The sequence below is a fragment of the Herbiconiux flava genome (genome assembly GCF_013409865.1).
Classification (GTDB): Bacteria; Actinomycetota; Actinomycetes; order Actinomycetales; family Microbacteriaceae; genus Herbiconiux; species Herbiconiux flava.
Genome location: NZ_JACCBM010000001.1, coordinates 2,657,248 through 2,672,698, shown reverse-complemented (window position 1 = coordinate 2,672,698; position 15,451 = coordinate 2,657,248). Strand labels below are relative to the sequence as shown.

Sequence of the window (15,451 nt, the reverse complement as noted above, 5' to 3'; positions counted from 1 at the left end):
CACCTCAGCCTACGCTTCCCCAACTGCTTCTAAGCTGGTATCCGGCCGATTGCCCCGTCGGGTTCGCCGGCCGTCTCCTGCCCCGCCCCATCCCGTGAGGACCAGCTCTCCGTGACTTCCGCCACCACCCCCCGAACCGTCCTCATCACCGGCGGAAACCGCGGCATCGGCTATGCCATCGCCGAGGAGTTCGTGGCCCAGGGCCACCGCGTCGCCGTGACCTCGCGCACGGGGGAGGGCGGCCCGGCCGGAGCGCTCACGGTCAAGGGCGACGTCACCGACACCGCCTCGATCGACGCCGCGTTCAGCGAGGTCGAGAGCGAGTTCGGCCCGGTCGAGGTCGTCGTGGCGAACGCCGGCATCACCCGGGACATGCTGCTCATGCGGATGGGCGAGGACGACTTCACCAGCGTCGTCGACACGAACCTCACGGGTGCCTTCCGCGTCGTCAAGCGCGCCTCGAAGGGCATGCTGAAGGCCCGTTTCGGCCGCATCGTGCTGATCTCGAGCGTCGTCGGCCTCTACGGCGGCCCCGGCCAGGCGAACTACAGCGCCTCGAAGGCCGCGCTCGTGGGCTTCGCCCGCTCGATCTCGCGCGAGCTCGGCGCCCGCGGCATCACCGCGAACGTCGTCGCCCCCGGCTTCATCGAGACCGACATGACCGCCGAGCTGCCCGAGGCCCAGCAGGCAGAGTACAAGAAGTCGATCCCCGCCGGCCGCTACGGCTCCGCCTCGGAGGTCGCGAAGGTCGTCGCCTGGATCTCCTCCGACGACGCCGCCTACATCACCGGCGCCGTCGTGCCGGTCGATGGCGGTCTCGGCATGGGGCACTGAGCGTGACACCGCACCTCGTGGTGCTCGACGTCGACTCGACCCTGATCGAGAACGAGGTGATCGAGATGCTCGCCGACTGCGCGGGGCGGCACACCGAGGTGGCGGCGATCACCGAGCGGGCCATGCACGGCGAACTCGACTTCGCCGAGAGCCTCCGCGCCCGGGTGGCGCTGCTCGAGGGCCTCAGCACCGACTGCTACCGCGAGATCGGGGAGCAGATCGTCGTGACCGACGGTGTGCCGGCGATGATCGCCGGACTGCACGAGCAGGGCAGCCTGGTGGGAGTGGTCTCGGGCGGTTTCCACGAGCTGCTCGACCCGCTGGCCGAGCGCCTCGGCCTCGATCACTGGCGGGCGAACCGCCTGCACTCGGCCGACGGCCGGCTGACGGGCGCGGTGAGCGGCCCCATCGTCGACCCGCAGAGCAAGGCGGACGCCCTGATCGAGTGGGCCGAGGCCCGCGTGATCCCGCTCTCCCGCACGGTCGCGGTGGGAGACGGCGCGAACGACCTCCGCATGATGGAGATCGCCGGCCTGTCGGTGGCGTTCGACGCCAAGCCCGTCGTTCGGGCGCAGGCCGACGTCATCATGGACCGGCGCGACCTCTCGCAGCTCCTGCCGTTGGTGGGTCTCCGCAGCTGACAGGCGGATGCGCGGCCGCTCAGCCGCGCATCCGGAGACCTGCTAGGGCAGCACCCGCTCGCCCTTGCCCACCACGGTGATGCCCGAGTCGGTGACCGTGAAGCCCCGCTCGCGGTCGCGCTCGGGGTCGACGCCGATCTGGGCCCCGGCCGTGACGACGACGTTCTTGTCGAGGATCGCCCGCCGCACCACCGCATCCGGCTCGACGTGCACGCGGTCGAAGAGCACGGACTGCTGCACGAGGGCGCCGGAGTCGACCGTGGTCCACGGCCCGACGACGCTGCCCTCGACGCGGGCGCCCGAGATGAGGCAGCCGAGCGAGACGATCGACTCGACGGTGACGCCCGGGTTGCCCTTGGAGTCGCGCACGAACTTCGCCGGCGGCGAGTTGAGCTGCTGGGTGAAGATCGGCCAGCGCTCGTTGTAGAGGTTGAACACCGGTAGGGCCGAGATGAGGTCCTGGTGGGCGTCGTAGAACGACTCGATCGTTCCGACGTCGCGCCAGTAGTAGCGGTCGCGGTCGGTGGAGCCGGGCACCTCGTTGCGGTTGAGGTCGTAGACCGCCGCGTTGCCGCGTGCCACGAAGTCGGGGATGATGTCGCCGCCCATGTCGTGGCTCGACTCGGGCCGCTCGCCGTCGCGGATGACGGCGTCGATCAGCTGGTCGGCGTCGAAGACGTAGTTGCCCATCGAGGCGAGCACCTCGTGCGGGGCGTCGTCGAGCCCTACCGGGTTCTTCGGCTTCTCGAGGAACTCGCCGATGCGCATGGGGTTCGCGGGGTCGGTCTGGATGACGCCGAACTGGTCGGCCAGCTCGATCGGCTGACGGATGGCGGCCACCGTGGCGCCCGCGCCCGAGTCGATGTGCGCCTGGATCATCTGCCCGAAGTCCATGCGGTAGACGTGGTCGGCGCCGACCACGACGACGATGTCGGGGTTCTCGTCGCGGATCAGGTTGAGCGACTGCAGGATGGCGTCGGCCGAGCCGCTGAACCAGCGCTTGCCGAGCCGCTGCTGCGCCGGCACCGACGCGATGTAGGAGTTCAGCAGGCCGTCGAGATGCCAGGTCTGCGACACATGACGGTCGAGCGAGTGCGATTTGTACTGCGTCAGCACGACGATCTGACGCAGGCCTGAGTTCACGAGGTTCGACAGGGCGAAGTCGATCAGCCGGTAGCCGCCGCCGAAGGGCACGCCGGGCTTGGCCCGGTCGGCGGTGAGGGGCATGAGACGCTTGCCCTCGCCACCGGCGAGGACGATGCCGAAGATCTTCTTTGATGGTGCCATGGGACAAACCCTACTGAGGTTTCGTCGCAGGCGTACTACGGTTCGACTATGCGAGTCGATGTGATCACCAAGGAGTATCCGCCCGAGATCTACGGAGGGGCCGGCGTCCATGTCGCCGAGCTCGTCAAGGGTCTGCGCGCCCACCTCGACGTGGCCGTGCGCTGCTTCGGGGCGCCGCGCGACGAGCCCGAGGTCTACGCCTACCGGGTTCCCGCCGAGCTCGCGAACGCCAACGGATCGCTCTCGACCCTGGGCGTCGACCTGCAGATCGCCGACGCGGTCGCGGGCACGAGCCTCGTGCACTCGCACACCTGGTACGCCCACGCGGCCGGCCGCCTCGCGGCCCTGCTGCACGACGTGCCGCACGTCGTCACCGCCCACTCGCTCGAGCCGCTGCGCCCCTGGAAGGCCGAGCAGCTCGGCGGCGGCTACCGCATCTCCTCCCTGATCGAGAAGACGGCGTTCGAGTCGGCGGATGCGGTGATCGCCGTCTCGAACGGCATGCGCCGCGACATCCTGCGCTCGTACCCCGCGATCGACGAGTCCCGCGTCGTGACGGTCTACAACGGCATCGACCTCGAGCGCTGGAAGCCGAACCACGACACCGAGGTGCTCGCCGAGCACGGCATCGACCCCGACCGCCCCACGGTGGTCTTCGTCGGCCGGATCACGCGGCAGAAGGGCCTGCCGTACCTGCTGCGCGCGCTCGCACTGCTGCCGGCCGAGGTGCAGGTGGTGCTCTGCGCCGGCGCGCCTGACACCCCGGCCATCCTCGAGGAGGTGTCGAGTGCCGTGCGCGCACTGCAGGAGACACGCTCGGGCATCGTCTGGATCGACGAGATCCTGCCCCAGCCCGCACTGACCGCGATCCTCACTGCCGCGACCGTGTTCGTCTGCCCGAGCGTCTACGAGCCGCTCGGCATCGTGAACCTCGAGGCGATGGCCTGCGGCCTGCCCGTGGTGGGCACGGCCACCGGCGGCATCCCCGAGGTCGTCGACGACGGCGTCACCGGGCTGCTGGTGCCGATCGACCAGCTGCAGGACGGCACCGGCACCCCCACCGACCCCGACCGCTTCGTCGCCGACCTGGCGCGCGCCCTGACCGAGGTCGTCTCCGACCCGGCGCGGGCGAAGGCGATGGGGGAGGCCGGCCGGGCTCGCGCCGAGGCCGAGTTCAGCTGGGGCGCGATCGCCTCCCAGACCGCCGACATCTATCGCTCATTGGTCAATTAGACGGCTGTCGCTGGGTAGGCTTGGAGCATGCCCACAGTGCTCGATTTCGAAGACGTTTCGGTTGTCCGCGATGGGAATCAGATCCTCAGCGGCGTGAACTGGAAAGTCGACGGCGATCAGCGCTGGGTGGTGCTCGGGCCGAACGGCGCCGGCAAGACCACGCTGCTGCAGATCGCCGCGGCGATGAACCACCCCTCCGAGGGCACCGTGCAGGTGCTCGAGGGCACGCTCGGCGAGGTCGACCTGTTCGAGCTCCGTCCCCGGGTGGGTTTCGCCTCGAGCGCGATGGCGCGTCGTTTCCCGGCCAACGAGACCGTGCTGAACGTCGTGCTCACCGCGGCCTACTCGGTCACGGGACGCTGGAACGAGTCCTATGAGGACATCGACCTCCGCCGCGCCCAGCGCGTGCTGAACGAGTGGAAGCTCGACCACCTCGCCGAGCGCCTGTTCGGCTCGCTCAGCGACGGCGAGCAGAAGCGCGTGCAGATCGCCCGCTCGGTGATGACCGACCCCGAGCTGCTGCTGCTCGACGAGCCGGCCGCGAGCCTCGACCTCGGCGCCCGCGAGGAGCTGCTGCAGCTGCTCGGCGGCTACGCCTCCGCTCCTGAGGCGCCCGCGATCGTGATGGTCACCCACCACGTCGAAGAGATCCCGCGCGGCTTCACCCACGCCCTGCTTCTCGGCCGCGACGGCATCGTCGCGACGGGGCCGCTCGGCGAGGTGCTGAACGCCCAGAACCTCGAGACCGCCTTCGGCCTGCCGATCGAGCTCACCGAGGCCGACGGGCGCTACAGCGCTCGCGCGGCCTGATCGATCCCGACCGCGCAGTCTGCTAAACTGTCTAGCTGGCCCAGGTGCTGTCTGCAACCGCGGGCCTCTGACTTCACTCTCAACCACCGCCGTGAACCAAGGACACAACAATGAAGACTGACACCCACCCCACGTACGAAGCAGTGGTCTTCCGCGACCTCGCCTCCGGTGCGACCTTCCTCACCCGCTCGACCGTGTCGTCGTCGAAGACGATCGAGTGGGAGGATGGCAACACCTACCCCGTCATCGACGTCGAGATCTCGTCGGAGTCGCACCCGTTCTACACGGGCAAGCAGCGCATCATGGACTCGGCCGGCCGCGTCGAGAAGTTCAACAACCGCTACAAGGGCTTCGGCGGCGGCAGCAAGTAGGCTGCAGCCTCCAGAACGTCAGAACCCCCGTCGACTCCGGTCGGCGGGGGTTCTTCGTGTTCGGGGCGGCTGGCCCGGCGGGCGACGGATGCCCGGCGGCGGCCTCAGGCCCGGAGCGGCACCTCGGGCCAGCCGCGCCGCGCGGTGAAGGAGGGGTCGCGCACGCGCCGCATGTAGTCCTCGAAGGAGTCGCACTGGGCGTCGTGCCAGGCGATTTGCTGCTCGTGCAGCTCAGTGGGGGACAGGTCGAGCTCGGCCGAGTACTGCACCGCGATCGCACGGGCGACGAGACCGGCCGCGATGGCGTCGGCACCCGCGTCGTGCGCGTCGGTGAGCGAGACGCCGTAGTGCTCGGCGGAGGCCGTGAGCGTGCGCTTGCCCTTGCGGTAGCGGTCGATCTGCTTGTCGATGACCAGCGGGTCGACCACGGGCAGGGGGCCCTCGAGCGGGGCGACGCCGTGGCGGAGGGCCTCGCGGTGCAGCAGGGTCAGGTCGTAGGGGGCGTTGTAGACGACGAGCGAGTAGCCGTCGTCGAAGGCGGCGCGGAGGGCGGCCACGATCTCGCCGACGACCTCGGCGGCCGGGCGGCCCTCGGCCCGGGCGCGCTCGGTGGTGACGCCGTGCACGGCCGTGGCCTGCTCGGGGATCTCGACCCCGGGGTCGGCCAGCCAGTCGTGGCGGCGGGCGGGCGCTCCGGCATCGTCGAGCAGGGTGACGTTCGCGGTGACGACGCGACTCGTGTCGACGTCGATGCCGGTGGTCTCGAGGTCGAAGACGGCGAGCCGCGCGGCCCAGGCGGGTAGAGGAGCGGTGAGCCGTGCATCCGGAACCTCGTCGACGGCAGGATCGACCAGGGTGTCGAACTCGAACAGGGGCACCTCGACGATCGTCATGCCCTCAGTCTGCCCGCCACCACCGACACCGCCGGGGACCGACACCCCGGGCCGCGCCCCGCACGGCGCGACCCGCATTAGCCGAGTCGCTAGCGCAGCTCCTGCTGCTCGGGCGTCTGGCGCACGTGCAGCCAGTAGAACGCCTGGGTGCCGAAGGTCAGCGTCACCGTGCCGTTCTCGTCGAAGGCCGGGAACTCGGCCCGCCCGAACAGGTCGAACAGCCGCCGGCCCGCGAACTGCGGGGCCGTGATCGTCGCCGAGACCGGGTTGTGCGAGAAGCTGAAGACGCAGAGCACGTCCTCCGGGCCGTCGCCGAAGTAGTCGTTCGTGCCCGAATAGGAGCGCACGAACGCGAGCACCGACTCGTGGTCGCTCTCGAGCACCTCCATCGTGCCGAGCCCGAACGTGGGGTGGGCCTTCCGCACGTGGATGACGTTCCGCACCCAGTGCACGAGCGAGCGCGACTGCGCCAGCTGCGACTCCACGTTCACGAGCGTGTAGTTGTAGACCAGCGACTGCACGACCGGGAGGAACAGCTTGCCGGGGTCGGCGGTGGAGAAGCCCGCGTTGCGGTCGGGCGTCCACTGCATGGGCGTGCGCGAGGAGTCTCGGTCGGGGAGCCAGATGTTGTCGCCCATGCCGATCTCGTCGCCGTAGTAGAGGAACGGCGATCCCGGCAGCGCGAACAGCAGCGCGTGCGCCAACTCGAGCTCGGCCCGCGAGTTGTCGAGCAGGGGAGCGAGCCGGCGGCGGATGCCGATGTTCGAGCGCATGCGCGGGTCGTAGGCGTACCAGCCGTACATGGCCTGCCGGTACTCCTCGGACACCATCTCGAGGGTCAGCTCGTCGTGGTTGCGGAGGAACACGCCCCACGCCGCCGACTTCGGGATGTCGGTCGTCTCGCTGAGCACCCGGATCAGCTCGTCGGCCTTCTGCGACCGCAGTGAGTAGTAGATGCGGGGCATCACCGGGAAGTCGAACGCCATGTGGCACTCGGGCTCCTCGTCGCTGCCGAAGAACGCGGCGACCTCGCGCGGCCACTGGTTCGCCTCGGCGACGAGCAGGCGGCCGGGGTACTCCTGGTCGATCATCTCGCGCAGCTTCACGATGAACTCGTGGGTCTTCGGCTCGCCCTCGCCGTTGCCCTCGTCGCTCTCGTAGAGGTAGGGGATGGCGTCGAGGCGGATGCCGTCGACGCCCATGTCGAACCAGAACCGCACGGTGTCGAAGATGGCTTCGTGCACGGCCGGGTTCTCGAAGTTGAGGTCGGGCTGGTGCGAGAAGAAGCGGTGCCAGAAGAACTGCCGGCGCACCGGGTCGAACGTCCAGTTCGACTCCTCGGTGTCGACGAAGATGATGCGGATGTTCTCGTACTTCTCGTCGGTGTCGCTCCAGACGTAGAAGTCGCCGAACGGGCCGTCGGGGTCCTCCCGCGACTGCTGGAACCAGTCGTGCTGGTCGCTGGTGTGGTTCAGCGGGAAGTCGATCACGATGCGCATGTTGCGCTCGTGCGCCTTCGTGACGAGGTCGCGGAACTCCTCGACCGTGCCGTAGTCGGGCAGCACCGCCTTGAAGTCGGAGACGTCGTAGCCGCCGTCGCGCATCGGCGACTGGTAGAACGGCGGCAGCCAGAGCGCGTCGATGCCGAGCCACTGCAGGTAGTCGAGCTTGGAGATCAGTCCGGCGATGTCGCCGAAGCCGTCGCCGTTGGAGTCGACGAACGAGCGGATCATCACCTCGTAGAAGACCGATCGCTTGTACCACTCGGGGTCGAGGGCGAGGCCGGGCATCTGGATCGGTGCGGTGAAGCTCACGGGCGTCCTTTCGGAGGGGGTGGCCGGCGCTGCCGGGAGTGCTCCGTACCGACGTTAGTCCAAAGCTCCGGGCGCGAAAGGGCGAGGTGCCAGGGCCGGGCCGGCAGCCGCGTCTATGCTGGTCCGGATGACCGTCGCCTCGCCCTTCGCCGAACAGCTCGCCCGCCTCCCGACGATCGAGCGCAGTCTCCCGCTCGCGGGCGGCGAGACGCGATTCTGGGAGTACGGCGCAGGCGCCGACGGTGCCGAGGAGCGGCACGACGCGCCGACGCTCGTCATCGTGGTGCACGGCTATCGGGGCGATCATCACGGCCTCGAGCCCGTGATCGCCCAGCTCGACCGTCCCGGCTACCGCATCGTCGCGCCCGACCTTCCTGGCTTCGGCATCTCGACCCCGATGGCGGCCACCCACGACCTCGCCGGCTACGAGGCGTGGCTGCAGGAGTTCGCCGCCGCCGTGCGCGCCGAGTCGCCCGCGGCCCGTGTCGTCATCATCGGTCACTCCTTCGGCTCGATCCTCGTCTCCGCGGCGCTGGCCGGCGGCCTCGAGGTCGACGACGCGATCCTGATCAACCCGATCGCCGCTCCGGCGCTGAAGGGCCCCCGCGGCGTGATGACCCGGGTGGCCATCGGCTACTACCGGCTGGGCGCCGCGGTTCCCGAGCGGCTCGGCCACGTCATCCTGTCGAGCCCCGTGATGGTGCGCGTGATCAGCGTCACCATGGCCAAGACGAAAGACCGGGCACGTCGCCGCTGGATCCACGACCAGCACGACCGCTACTTCAGCGCCTTCGCGAACCGCACGGTGGTCCTCGACGCCTTCCGGGCCTCGGTCGGCCACGACATCAGCGAGTTCGCCGCCCGCATCCAGGCCCCGACCCTGCTGATCGCCGCCGATCAGGACGACATCACCCCGCTCGCCGCGCAGCACCGCCTCGCCGAGCTGCTGCCGGATGCACGGCTGGTCGTGCTCGAGGGGGTGGGTCACCTCATCCACTACGAGCGCCCGGTCGAGGCCGGCGAGGCAATCACGGCGTTCCTCGACCGTCCCGGGGACGGACACAGCGGGCAGGCCGGGCGCACCGCATGAGACTCGCGATCGACTGCCGCTACACCCGGATCGGCCGGCACGACGGCATCAGCCGCTACACCGCCGGCGTCGTCACCGCGCTGAAGGCCCTGAAGGACGCGGACGACCCCGCCCTCGACGGCGTGCAGCTCGCGATGATCGTGAGCGACGAGCGCCAGCTCGAGATGCTGCCCGAGCTGCCCTGGGCGAAGGTCTCCGGCCCGACCAGCGTGCTCGAGCCGCTCGTCGCCCTGCAGGTGAACCGGCTGCGCCCCGACGCCGTGATCAGCCCCATGCAGACCATGGGCACGCTCGGCCGCCGCTATCGCCTGGCGCTCACCGTGCACGACCTCATCTACTACTCCAACCCCGAGCCGCCCCACGACCTGCCCGGCTTCGTGCGGGTGCTCTGGCGGCTCTACCACAAGGCCTGGTGGCCGCAGCGGCTGCTGCTGAACCGGGCGGATGCGGTGGTCACCGTGAGCGAGACCACCCGATCCCTGATCGCCCAGCACGAGCTCACGACCAAGCCCGTCGTGGTGGCGAGGAACGCGGCCGAGCTGCCCACCGCATCCGTCGCCGCCCTGGCCGCCGACCAGGCCGAATCGCGCGCCGCCGCGAAGACCCTCGTCTACATGGGCTCGTTCATGCCCTACAAGAACGTCGAGACGCTCGTGCGCGCGGCCTCGCTGCTGCCCGGATACACGCTGCACCTGCTCAGCCGCTCGACGCCCGCCGACGAGGAGCGCCTGCGGGCCATCGCGCCGGCAGCGCGGCTCGAGTTCCACGGCGGCGTCACCGACGAGGAGTACCACGCGCTGCTCCAGCGCTCGACCGCGCTGGTGACCGCCTCGCTCGACGAGGGCTTCGGCATCCCGCTCGTGGAGTCGATGGGCCACGGCACACCGGTCGTCGTCAGCGACATCCCGGTCTTCCGCGAGATCGGGGGAGAGGCCGCGCTGTTCGCCCCGGCTCAGGATGCGCGGGCCTTCGCCGACGCGGTCACCGCCCTCGAAGACGCGGAGCTCTGGCGCGAGCGCTCGATCGCGTCGCGCGCCCAGGCCGAGACGTTCAGCTGGGAAGCGTCAGCTCGAGCGATAGCGGAGCTCGTGAGCGGATGGAGCGGTCGAGCTCGACGCCGTTGAAGCTCGCCATCGACACCTCGCCGTTCTCGATGAGGAAGTCGTGCGCCGAGCCGTTCGCGATCAGCTCGCCCTTGCCGGGCAGCTGCTTCTCGGTGATGTAGCGAACCAGCGAGCCGATGACGCCGCCGTGCGAGACGACGATCAGGGCGGCGTCCGGATGCTCGTCGGCCAGCGCCTGGAGCGCCGGCAGCACGCGGGCGACGACGGCCGAGCGCTTCTCCCGCCCGGGCACCGGCGCGGTGGGGTCGGGGAAGCGGGCGGCGATCTCCTCGCCGTTCAGGCCCTCGACCTCGCCGTAGCGGCGTTCGACGAGCGCGTCGACGAGCTCGACCTCGGGGATGCCGACGAACGAGCCGATGATCTCCGCGGTCTCCCGGGCACGGCTGAGCGGACTCGCGACGATGCCGTCCCACTGCCGCTCGGCGAGCACCCGACCGGTCTCCCGCGCCTGCTCCCGCCCGGTCTCGTTGAGGGGGACGTCGGTGGCGCCCTGGATGCGGCGCTCGAGGTTCCAGTCGGTCTGGCCGTGGCGCACGAAGGTGAAGGTAGTCATCGGATCCAGTCTGTCATCTCTGCACCGCGCCCTCCGGCGCAGCCGAGACAGCTCAGGCCAGCAGACCCTCGAGCGCGACCAGGGTCTCGGAGGCGCCCGCGTCGACCTTGACGGTCGCGCGGTTGTCGCCCTTGGTCACGCCGCGGTTGACGATGACGATCGGCAGCCGGCGCCGGCGGGCCTGCTCGAGCAGCCGGATGCCCGAGTTCACGACGAGCGAGGAGCCCGCGATCACGAGGGCGTCGGAGGCGGCGACGATCGCGCTCGCCTCGGCGAACTTCTCGGTCGGCACGAACTCGCCGAAGAACACCACGTCGGGCTTCAGCACGCCGCCGCAGACGGTGCAGGAGGGCACCACGAAGGCCTCGTACTCGGCAACGTCGGCGTCGCCGTCGGGCGCGATGCGGATTAGCTCGGGTTCGGACAGCTGCGGGTTGGCCGCCGTGATGCGCTCGGAGACGCTCGCGCGGGCGAAGGTCTGGCCGCAGCGCAGGCAGTTCACCCGGTCCATCGAGCCGTGCAGGTCGACCAGCCGCTGGGTGCCGGCGCGGGCGTGCAGACCGTCGACGTTCTGCGTGACGACGCCGGTGGCGAAGCCCGCCTCCTCGAGCCGGGCGAGGGCGCGATGGCCCTCGTTCGGGCGTGCGGCGTCGAACATGCGCCAGCCCAGGTGGCTGCCCGCCCAGTAGCGCTTGCGGAACGAGGGGCTGCCGAGGAACTGGTCGAAGGTCATGGGGTTCCGCTGCGGCGCACCCTCGCCGCGGTAGTCGGGGATGCCCGAGTCGGTGCTCACCCCGGCGCCCGTGAGCACGGCGAAGCGGCGGCCGCGCAGCACCTCGGCGGCTTCGGCGACAGCAGCCTCGACGGCCTCCGGGGTCGGACGACCCGGCAGCGACGACACCAGCGGAACCATGGAACCTCCACGCCGGCGACGGACACCGGCCTCTGCAGTCTAAACAGTGGAGTTTTCGAGAATGTTTCCGCGACTGGCAGAGTGGGTGGGAATCCGTTCCGCCGACGGTCCGTTCCTCTACAGAGAAGACTCCCTTGCCCGTCATCCCGATCGACTCGCTCGACCGCCCCGAGCTCGCCGACTACCGCGGGCTGACCGACGTCGCGATGCGCCGGCTGCTCGAGCCCGCCGGCGGCCTCTACCTCGCCGAGTCGGGCAAGGTGATCGAGCGGGCCGTGGCCGCCGGGCACCGGCCCCGCTCGGTGCTGCTGCAGCAGAAGTGGCTGGCCGACCTCGAGTGGCTCGTCGAGCGCTTCCCCGAGGTGCCCGTGTTCGTGGCCGACGACGCGCTGCTCGAGCAGCTGACCGGCTTCGCCATGCATCGCGGCGCCCTCGCGGCCATGCACCGCCCCCTGCTGCCCGACCCGCGTGCCCTGCTCCAGGATGCCCGCACCGTCGTCGTGCTCGAGGACATCGTCGACCACACCAACGTCGGCGCCGCCTTCCGCTCGGCCGCCGGGCTCGGCGCGGACGCCGTGCTGATCACCCCGCGCTGCGCCGACCCGCTCTATCGCCGGAGCGTGCGCGTCAGCATGGGCACCGTGCTGCAGGTGCCGTGGACGCGGATCGGGGAGTGGAGCGAGGCCGCCCCGCTGCTGCACGACGCCGGCTTCACGATCGCCGCCCTCGCGCTCGGGGACGACTCGATCCCGCTGCCCGAGTTCACCCGCGCCCTGCCCGAGCGGGTCGCGATCGTGCTCGGCACCGAGGGGGACGGTCTGAGCCGTCGGGCGCTGGCTGCGGCCGACGTGCGGGTCGAGATCCCGATGCTGCACGGCGTCGACTCGCTGAACGTCGCCGCCGCGAGCGCGGTGGCCCTGTACGCGGTGGCCGCCGCGAAGCACTAGTCTTTCGGCACACCGTTCCGAAGGAGGCCCGTCGTGGCAGACAGCAGCGCCGTTTCGACCGAGGCCCCGCGGCCGCCCGCCGGCAAGGGCCTCGCCGCCGGCAAGCTCGGACTCGTCGGCTCCACGGTGATCGGGCTCGCCTCGACGGCGCCGGTCTACTCGCTCGCCGCGACCGTCGGCTTCGTCGTGCTCGCCGTCGGCGCCCAGGCGCCGATCGCGATGATCCTCGCGTTCATCCCGATGTTCCTCACCGCCTACGCCTACCGCGAGCTCAACCGGGCCGTGCCCGACTGCGGCACCGCGTTCACCTGGGTGACGAAGGCCTTCGGGCCGTGGACGGGCTGGCTCGCCGGCTGGGGCGTCGCGGTCGCGGGCATCATCGTGCTCGCGAACCTCGCCCAGATCGGCAGCAAGTACCTCTGGCTCCTCACGAACAACCCCGACTTGTACGAGAACGTCCCGCTCGTCACCGCCACCGGCGTCGTGTTCATCGGCCTGATGACGTTCGTCAGCGTGCGCGGGCTCGAGATCGGGGAGCGGCTGCAGAACATCCTGCTCGCCGTGCAGTACGTCGCCCTGGCGCTGTTCGTGGTGCTCGCGCTCTGGGCCGTGTTCACCGGCACCGCCCCGGAGGGCTCGACCACGCCGCAGCTCGACTGGTTCAACCCCTTCGCCTTCACCTCGCTCTCGGGCTTCACCGAGGCGATCCTGCTCTGCCTCTTCATCTACTGGGGCTGGGACACCTGCCTCGCGCTGAACGAGGAGACGAAGGACCCGGAGCGCATCCCGGGTCGCGCCGCCGTGCTCTCGACGGTCATCCTGCTGGTCACCTACGTCTCGGTCACCGTCGCGGCCATGGCCTTCGCCGGCCTCGGCACCGCGGGCATCGGACTCGGCAACGAGGGCAACTCCGAGGACGTCTTCCTCGCCCTGAAGGACGCTGTCTTCGGCCCCTGGGCCTGGCTGCTCGTGATCGCGGTCTGCGTCTCGGCGATCTCGTCCACCCAGACGACCATCCTGCCGACCGCGCGCGGCACCCTCGCGATGGCCACCTACAAGGCCCTGCCCGCCGCCTTCGGCCGCATCTCCCCGAAGTTCCAGACCCCGCGCTTCGCCACGATCTTCATGAGCGTCGTCGCCGTCACCTTCTACGTGGGCATGACGCTCGTGAGCGAGAACATCCTCGCCGACACGATCCTCTCGATCGGGCTCGCGATCGCGTTCTACTACGCGCTGACGAGCTACGCGTGCATCTGGTACTTCCGCAAGGAGATCTTCACCACGCCGCGCAACTTCCTCTTCAAGGGCCTGTTCCCCCTCCTCGGCGGGCTGATGCTGACGGCCGCGTTCATCCAGTCGGCCATCGACATGTACGACCCCGAGTACGGCTACACGGTCATCTTCGGCATCGGCGGCGTCTTCGTGGTGGGCGTCGGCTCGCTCGCACTCGGCGTGGTGCTGATGGTCGTCTGGGCCTTCTTCCCGCGCTCGAAGGACTTCTTCGGCGGCCGGAGCCTCAACCGCGAGACCGAGGTGCTCGTGCCCGACAGCGACCAGCTCGTGCCGCGGTCGGTCGACGGCGGGCTGATGTAGCGAGCCGCTCGCCCGGCCGGCGCACTCGGCCGCCGGTCGGGCGCACTCGGCCGCCTGGCTGAGCTGCCCGCATCGGCCGCCTGGCTAGGATGACCGGGTGAGTCCCGCCAGCCCCGCCGTCTACCGGCGCCGACGCATCGTGGTGGGTGCGGCGCTCGTGCTGATCGCCCTCGTCGCCACCTACGTCCCGGTCGCGCTGCTCGGCCCCGTGCCGCAGGCCTCGGCCTCGGTGACGGATGCTCCACCCACCGTGACCCCGGCCACCGCCCTCACGACGCCCGGCGCGGGCACCAGCGCCATCGGGCTCGTCACCGACGGCTCGGCGCAGACGCTCGGCGGCAGCGGATCCACCGATCCCCTCCCCATCGCCAGCATCACCAAGACGATCACGGCCCTCGTCGTGCTCGACGCGAAGCCGATCGACGAGGGGAGCGACGGCCCGTCGATCACGATGACCGACGCCGACCTGACCATCCTGCAGGCCACCCAGGCCGAGAACGGCTCGTGGGCCTCGGTGTTCCCGGGTCAGGTGCTGAGCGAGCGGGAGGTGATCGAGATCATGCTGCTCGAGTCGGCCAACAACTACAGCGTGACGCTCACGAACTGGGCCTTCGGCGACACGGCCTCCTACCTCGCCGCCGCCACCGCGTGGCTCGCGGAAGAGGGGCTCGGCGGCACCTCCGTCGTCGACACCTCGGGGCTGAACCCGGGCTCGCGCAGCACCACGGCCGATCTGCTGAGCCTCGCCCGGCTGGTGCTGGCCGACCCGGTGCTCTCGGGCATCGTCGGCACCGCCTCGCTCGAGCTGCCTCAGCTCGGCACCGTCGAGAACACCAACGACCTGCTGGGGATGAACGGCATCGACGGCGTGAAGACCGGCACCACCGACGAGGCCGGGTTCTGTCTGCTCTTCTCGGCCGACTACACGGTCGCGGGCGAGACCCTGCAGCTCGTCGGCGTCGTGCTGGGCGCCCCCGAGGAGGACACGCTGCACGCCTCGGTGCTGGCGCTGCTGCAGAGCGCCGAGGCCGGCTTCCAGACCGTTCCGCTCGTCACCGCCGGCGACGTGATCGGCTCCTACACGACGCCGTGGGGGGCGAGCGCCGACATCGTGGCGGAGGAGTCGGTGGAGGCGACCGTGTGGTCGTCGGCGACCGTGACCCGCAGCGCGGAGGCGGGGGAGATCGGCTCCGGCGCATCCGGAACCGAGGTGGGCACGGCGCGCTACGCCGTCGACGGCATCACGCTCGGCAGCGGGGAGTACACCGTGCCGCTCGAGCTCGCGAGCGATCTCGACGGGCCCGACGCGGGCTGGAAGCTCGCCAACCCGTTCCGCTAGCGTCGGCGG

General features: G+C 70.4%; 15 protein-coding genes. 10 read left to right on the top strand and 5 right to left on the bottom strand.

The window, feature by feature from the left end; genetic code table 11:
* Nucleotides 1–111 precede the first annotated feature (111 nt).
* Together fabG and serB are read left to right on the top strand one after the other, a co-directional pair.
* Nucleotides 112–834 (top strand): 3-oxoacyl-ACP reductase FabG, encoded by a 723-nt coding sequence (fabG, locus tag BJ984_RS12870; protein WP_179548363.1) that lies wholly within the window; start codon nucleotides 112–114, stop codon nucleotides 832–834.
* Nucleotides 835–836: 2 nt separating this feature from the next.
* Nucleotides 837–1,475 (top strand): phosphoserine phosphatase SerB, encoded by a 639-nt coding sequence (gene serB / locus BJ984_RS12865; protein WP_179548362.1) that lies wholly within the window; start codon nucleotides 837–839, stop codon nucleotides 1,473–1,475.
* Between the two features lie 42 nt (nucleotides 1,476–1,517).
* Here serB and glgC read toward each other — a convergent pair whose 3' ends face one another.
* Nucleotides 1,518–2,762 carry a glucose-1-phosphate adenylyltransferase gene (gene glgC, locus BJ984_RS12860; RefSeq protein ID WP_173180968.1) on the bottom strand — a complete coding sequence of 415 codons (1,245 nt, stop codon included), beginning with the start codon at nucleotides 2,760–2,762 and terminating at the stop codon, nucleotides 1,518–1,520.
* Nucleotides 2,763–2,810: 48 nt separating this feature from the next.
* Here glgC and glgA point away from each other — a divergent pair, with 48 nt between their 5' ends.
* The 3 genes from glgA (at nucleotide 2,811) to BJ984_RS12845 (ending at nucleotide 5,176) form a co-directional block, all read left to right on the top strand.
* Nucleotides 2,811–3,995: a glycogen synthase gene (glgA, locus tag BJ984_RS12855; RefSeq protein ID WP_179548361.1), complete on the top strand. Its 1,185-nt coding sequence runs from the start codon at nucleotides 2,811–2,813 to the stop codon at nucleotides 3,993–3,995.
* A 27-nt stretch (nucleotides 3,996–4,022) separates the two neighbouring features.
* The gene (locus BJ984_RS12850; protein WP_179548360.1) at nucleotides 4,023–4,805 is read left to right on the top strand and encodes an ABC transporter ATP-binding protein; all 783 of its coding nucleotides are present in this window, start codon (nucleotides 4,023–4,025) and stop codon (nucleotides 4,803–4,805) included.
* Nucleotides 4,806–4,915: 110 nt separating this feature from the next.
* Nucleotides 4,916–5,176, top strand: a complete 261-nt coding sequence (locus BJ984_RS12845; RefSeq protein ID WP_173180965.1) for a type B 50S ribosomal protein L31 — start codon at nucleotides 4,916–4,918, stop codon at nucleotides 5,174–5,176.
* 104 nt (nucleotides 5,177–5,280) lie between these two features.
* On the opposite strand, the gene BJ984_RS12840 is transcribed toward BJ984_RS12845, so the two are convergent.
* Nucleotides 5,281–6,069 carry an exonuclease domain-containing protein gene (locus BJ984_RS12840; protein WP_179548359.1) on the bottom strand — a complete coding sequence of 263 codons (789 nt, stop codon included), beginning with the start codon at nucleotides 6,067–6,069 and terminating at the stop codon, nucleotides 5,281–5,283.
* 89 nt (nucleotides 6,070–6,158) lie between these two features.
* Nucleotides 6,159–7,883, bottom strand: a complete 1,725-nt coding sequence (gene treS, locus BJ984_RS12835; RefSeq protein ID WP_271206562.1) for a maltose alpha-D-glucosyltransferase — start codon at nucleotides 7,881–7,883, stop codon at nucleotides 6,159–6,161.
* A gap of 127 nt (nucleotides 7,884–8,010) precedes the next feature.
* On the opposite strand from treS, the gene BJ984_RS12830 reads away from it, so the two are divergent.
* Together BJ984_RS12830 and BJ984_RS12825 are read left to right on the top strand one after the other, a co-directional pair.
* Nucleotides 8,011–8,973, top strand: a complete 963-nt coding sequence (locus tag BJ984_RS12830) for an alpha/beta fold hydrolase (RefSeq protein ID WP_179548358.1) — start codon at nucleotides 8,011–8,013, stop codon at nucleotides 8,971–8,973.
* Nucleotides 8,970–10,097 carry a glycosyltransferase family 4 protein gene (locus BJ984_RS12825; protein ID WP_179548357.1) on the top strand — a complete coding sequence of 376 codons (1,128 nt, stop codon included), beginning with the start codon at nucleotides 8,970–8,972 and terminating at the stop codon, nucleotides 10,095–10,097. Before BJ984_RS12830 ends, BJ984_RS12825 begins: the two co-directional genes overlap by 4 nt.
* Here BJ984_RS12825 and BJ984_RS12820 read toward each other — a convergent pair.
* Nucleotides 10,024–10,650: a histidine phosphatase family protein gene (locus tag BJ984_RS12820; protein ID WP_179548356.1), complete on the bottom strand. Its 627-nt coding sequence runs from the start codon at nucleotides 10,648–10,650 to the stop codon at nucleotides 10,024–10,026. The genes BJ984_RS12825 and BJ984_RS12820 overlap by 74 nt on opposite strands.
* Nucleotides 10,651–10,702: 52 nt before the next feature.
* Nucleotides 10,703–11,563 (bottom strand): NAD-dependent protein deacetylase, encoded by an 861-nt coding sequence (locus BJ984_RS12815; protein ID WP_179548355.1) that lies wholly within the window; start codon nucleotides 11,561–11,563, stop codon nucleotides 10,703–10,705.
* Between the two features lie 134 nt (nucleotides 11,564–11,697).
* Here BJ984_RS12815 and BJ984_RS12810 point away from each other — a divergent pair, with 134 nt between their 5' ends.
* The 3 genes from BJ984_RS12810 to BJ984_RS12800 all read left to right on the top strand — a co-directional run bounded on the left by BJ984_RS12810 (nucleotide 11,698) and on the right by BJ984_RS12800 (nucleotide 15,442).
* Nucleotides 11,698–12,510 (top strand): TrmH family RNA methyltransferase, encoded by an 813-nt coding sequence (locus tag BJ984_RS12810; protein ID WP_246306464.1) that lies wholly within the window; start codon nucleotides 11,698–11,700, stop codon nucleotides 12,508–12,510.
* 33 nt (nucleotides 12,511–12,543) lie between these two features.
* Nucleotides 12,544–14,103 (top strand): APC family permease, encoded by a 1,560-nt coding sequence (locus BJ984_RS12805; RefSeq protein WP_179548354.1) that lies wholly within the window; start codon nucleotides 12,544–12,546, stop codon nucleotides 14,101–14,103.
* Between the two features lie 97 nt (nucleotides 14,104–14,200).
* Nucleotides 14,201–15,442, top strand: coding sequence for a D-alanyl-D-alanine carboxypeptidase family protein (locus tag BJ984_RS12800; RefSeq protein ID WP_179548353.1), 1,242 nt, complete (start codon nucleotides 14,201–14,203; stop codon nucleotides 15,440–15,442).
* The last annotated feature ends 9 nt before the right edge of the window (nucleotides 15,443–15,451 follow it).

Excerpts from the sequence above, each read along its gene's own strand:
- glgC (WP_173180968.1), bottom strand. The coding sequence starts at position 2,762 with ATGGCACCATCAAAGAAGATCTTCGGCATCGTCCTCGCCGGTGGCGAG.
- glgA (WP_179548361.1), top strand. The coding sequence starts at position 2,811 with ATGCGAGTCGATGTGATCACCAAGGAGTATCCGCCCGAGATCTACGGA.
- BJ984_RS12850 (WP_179548360.1), top strand. The coding sequence starts at position 4,023 with ATGCCCACAGTGCTCGATTTCGAAGACGTTTCGGTTGTCCGCGATGGG.
- BJ984_RS12845 (WP_173180965.1), top strand. The coding sequence starts at position 4,916 with ATGAAGACTGACACCCACCCCACGTACGAAGCAGTGGTCTTCCGCGAC.
- BJ984_RS12840 (WP_179548359.1), bottom strand. The coding sequence starts at position 6,069 with ATGACGATCGTCGAGGTGCCCCTGTTCGAGTTCGACACCCTGGTCGAT.
- BJ984_RS12830 (WP_179548358.1), top strand. The coding sequence starts at position 8,011 with ATGACCGTCGCCTCGCCCTTCGCCGAACAGCTCGCCCGCCTCCCGACG.
- BJ984_RS12825 (WP_179548357.1), top strand. The coding sequence starts at position 8,970 with ATGAGACTCGCGATCGACTGCCGCTACACCCGGATCGGCCGGCACGAC.
- BJ984_RS12820 (WP_179548356.1), bottom strand. The coding sequence starts at position 10,650 with ATGACTACCTTCACCTTCGTGCGCCACGGCCAGACCGACTGGAACCTC.
- BJ984_RS12815 (WP_179548355.1), bottom strand. The coding sequence starts at position 11,563 with ATGGTTCCGCTGGTGTCGTCGCTGCCGGGTCGTCCGACCCCGGAGGCC.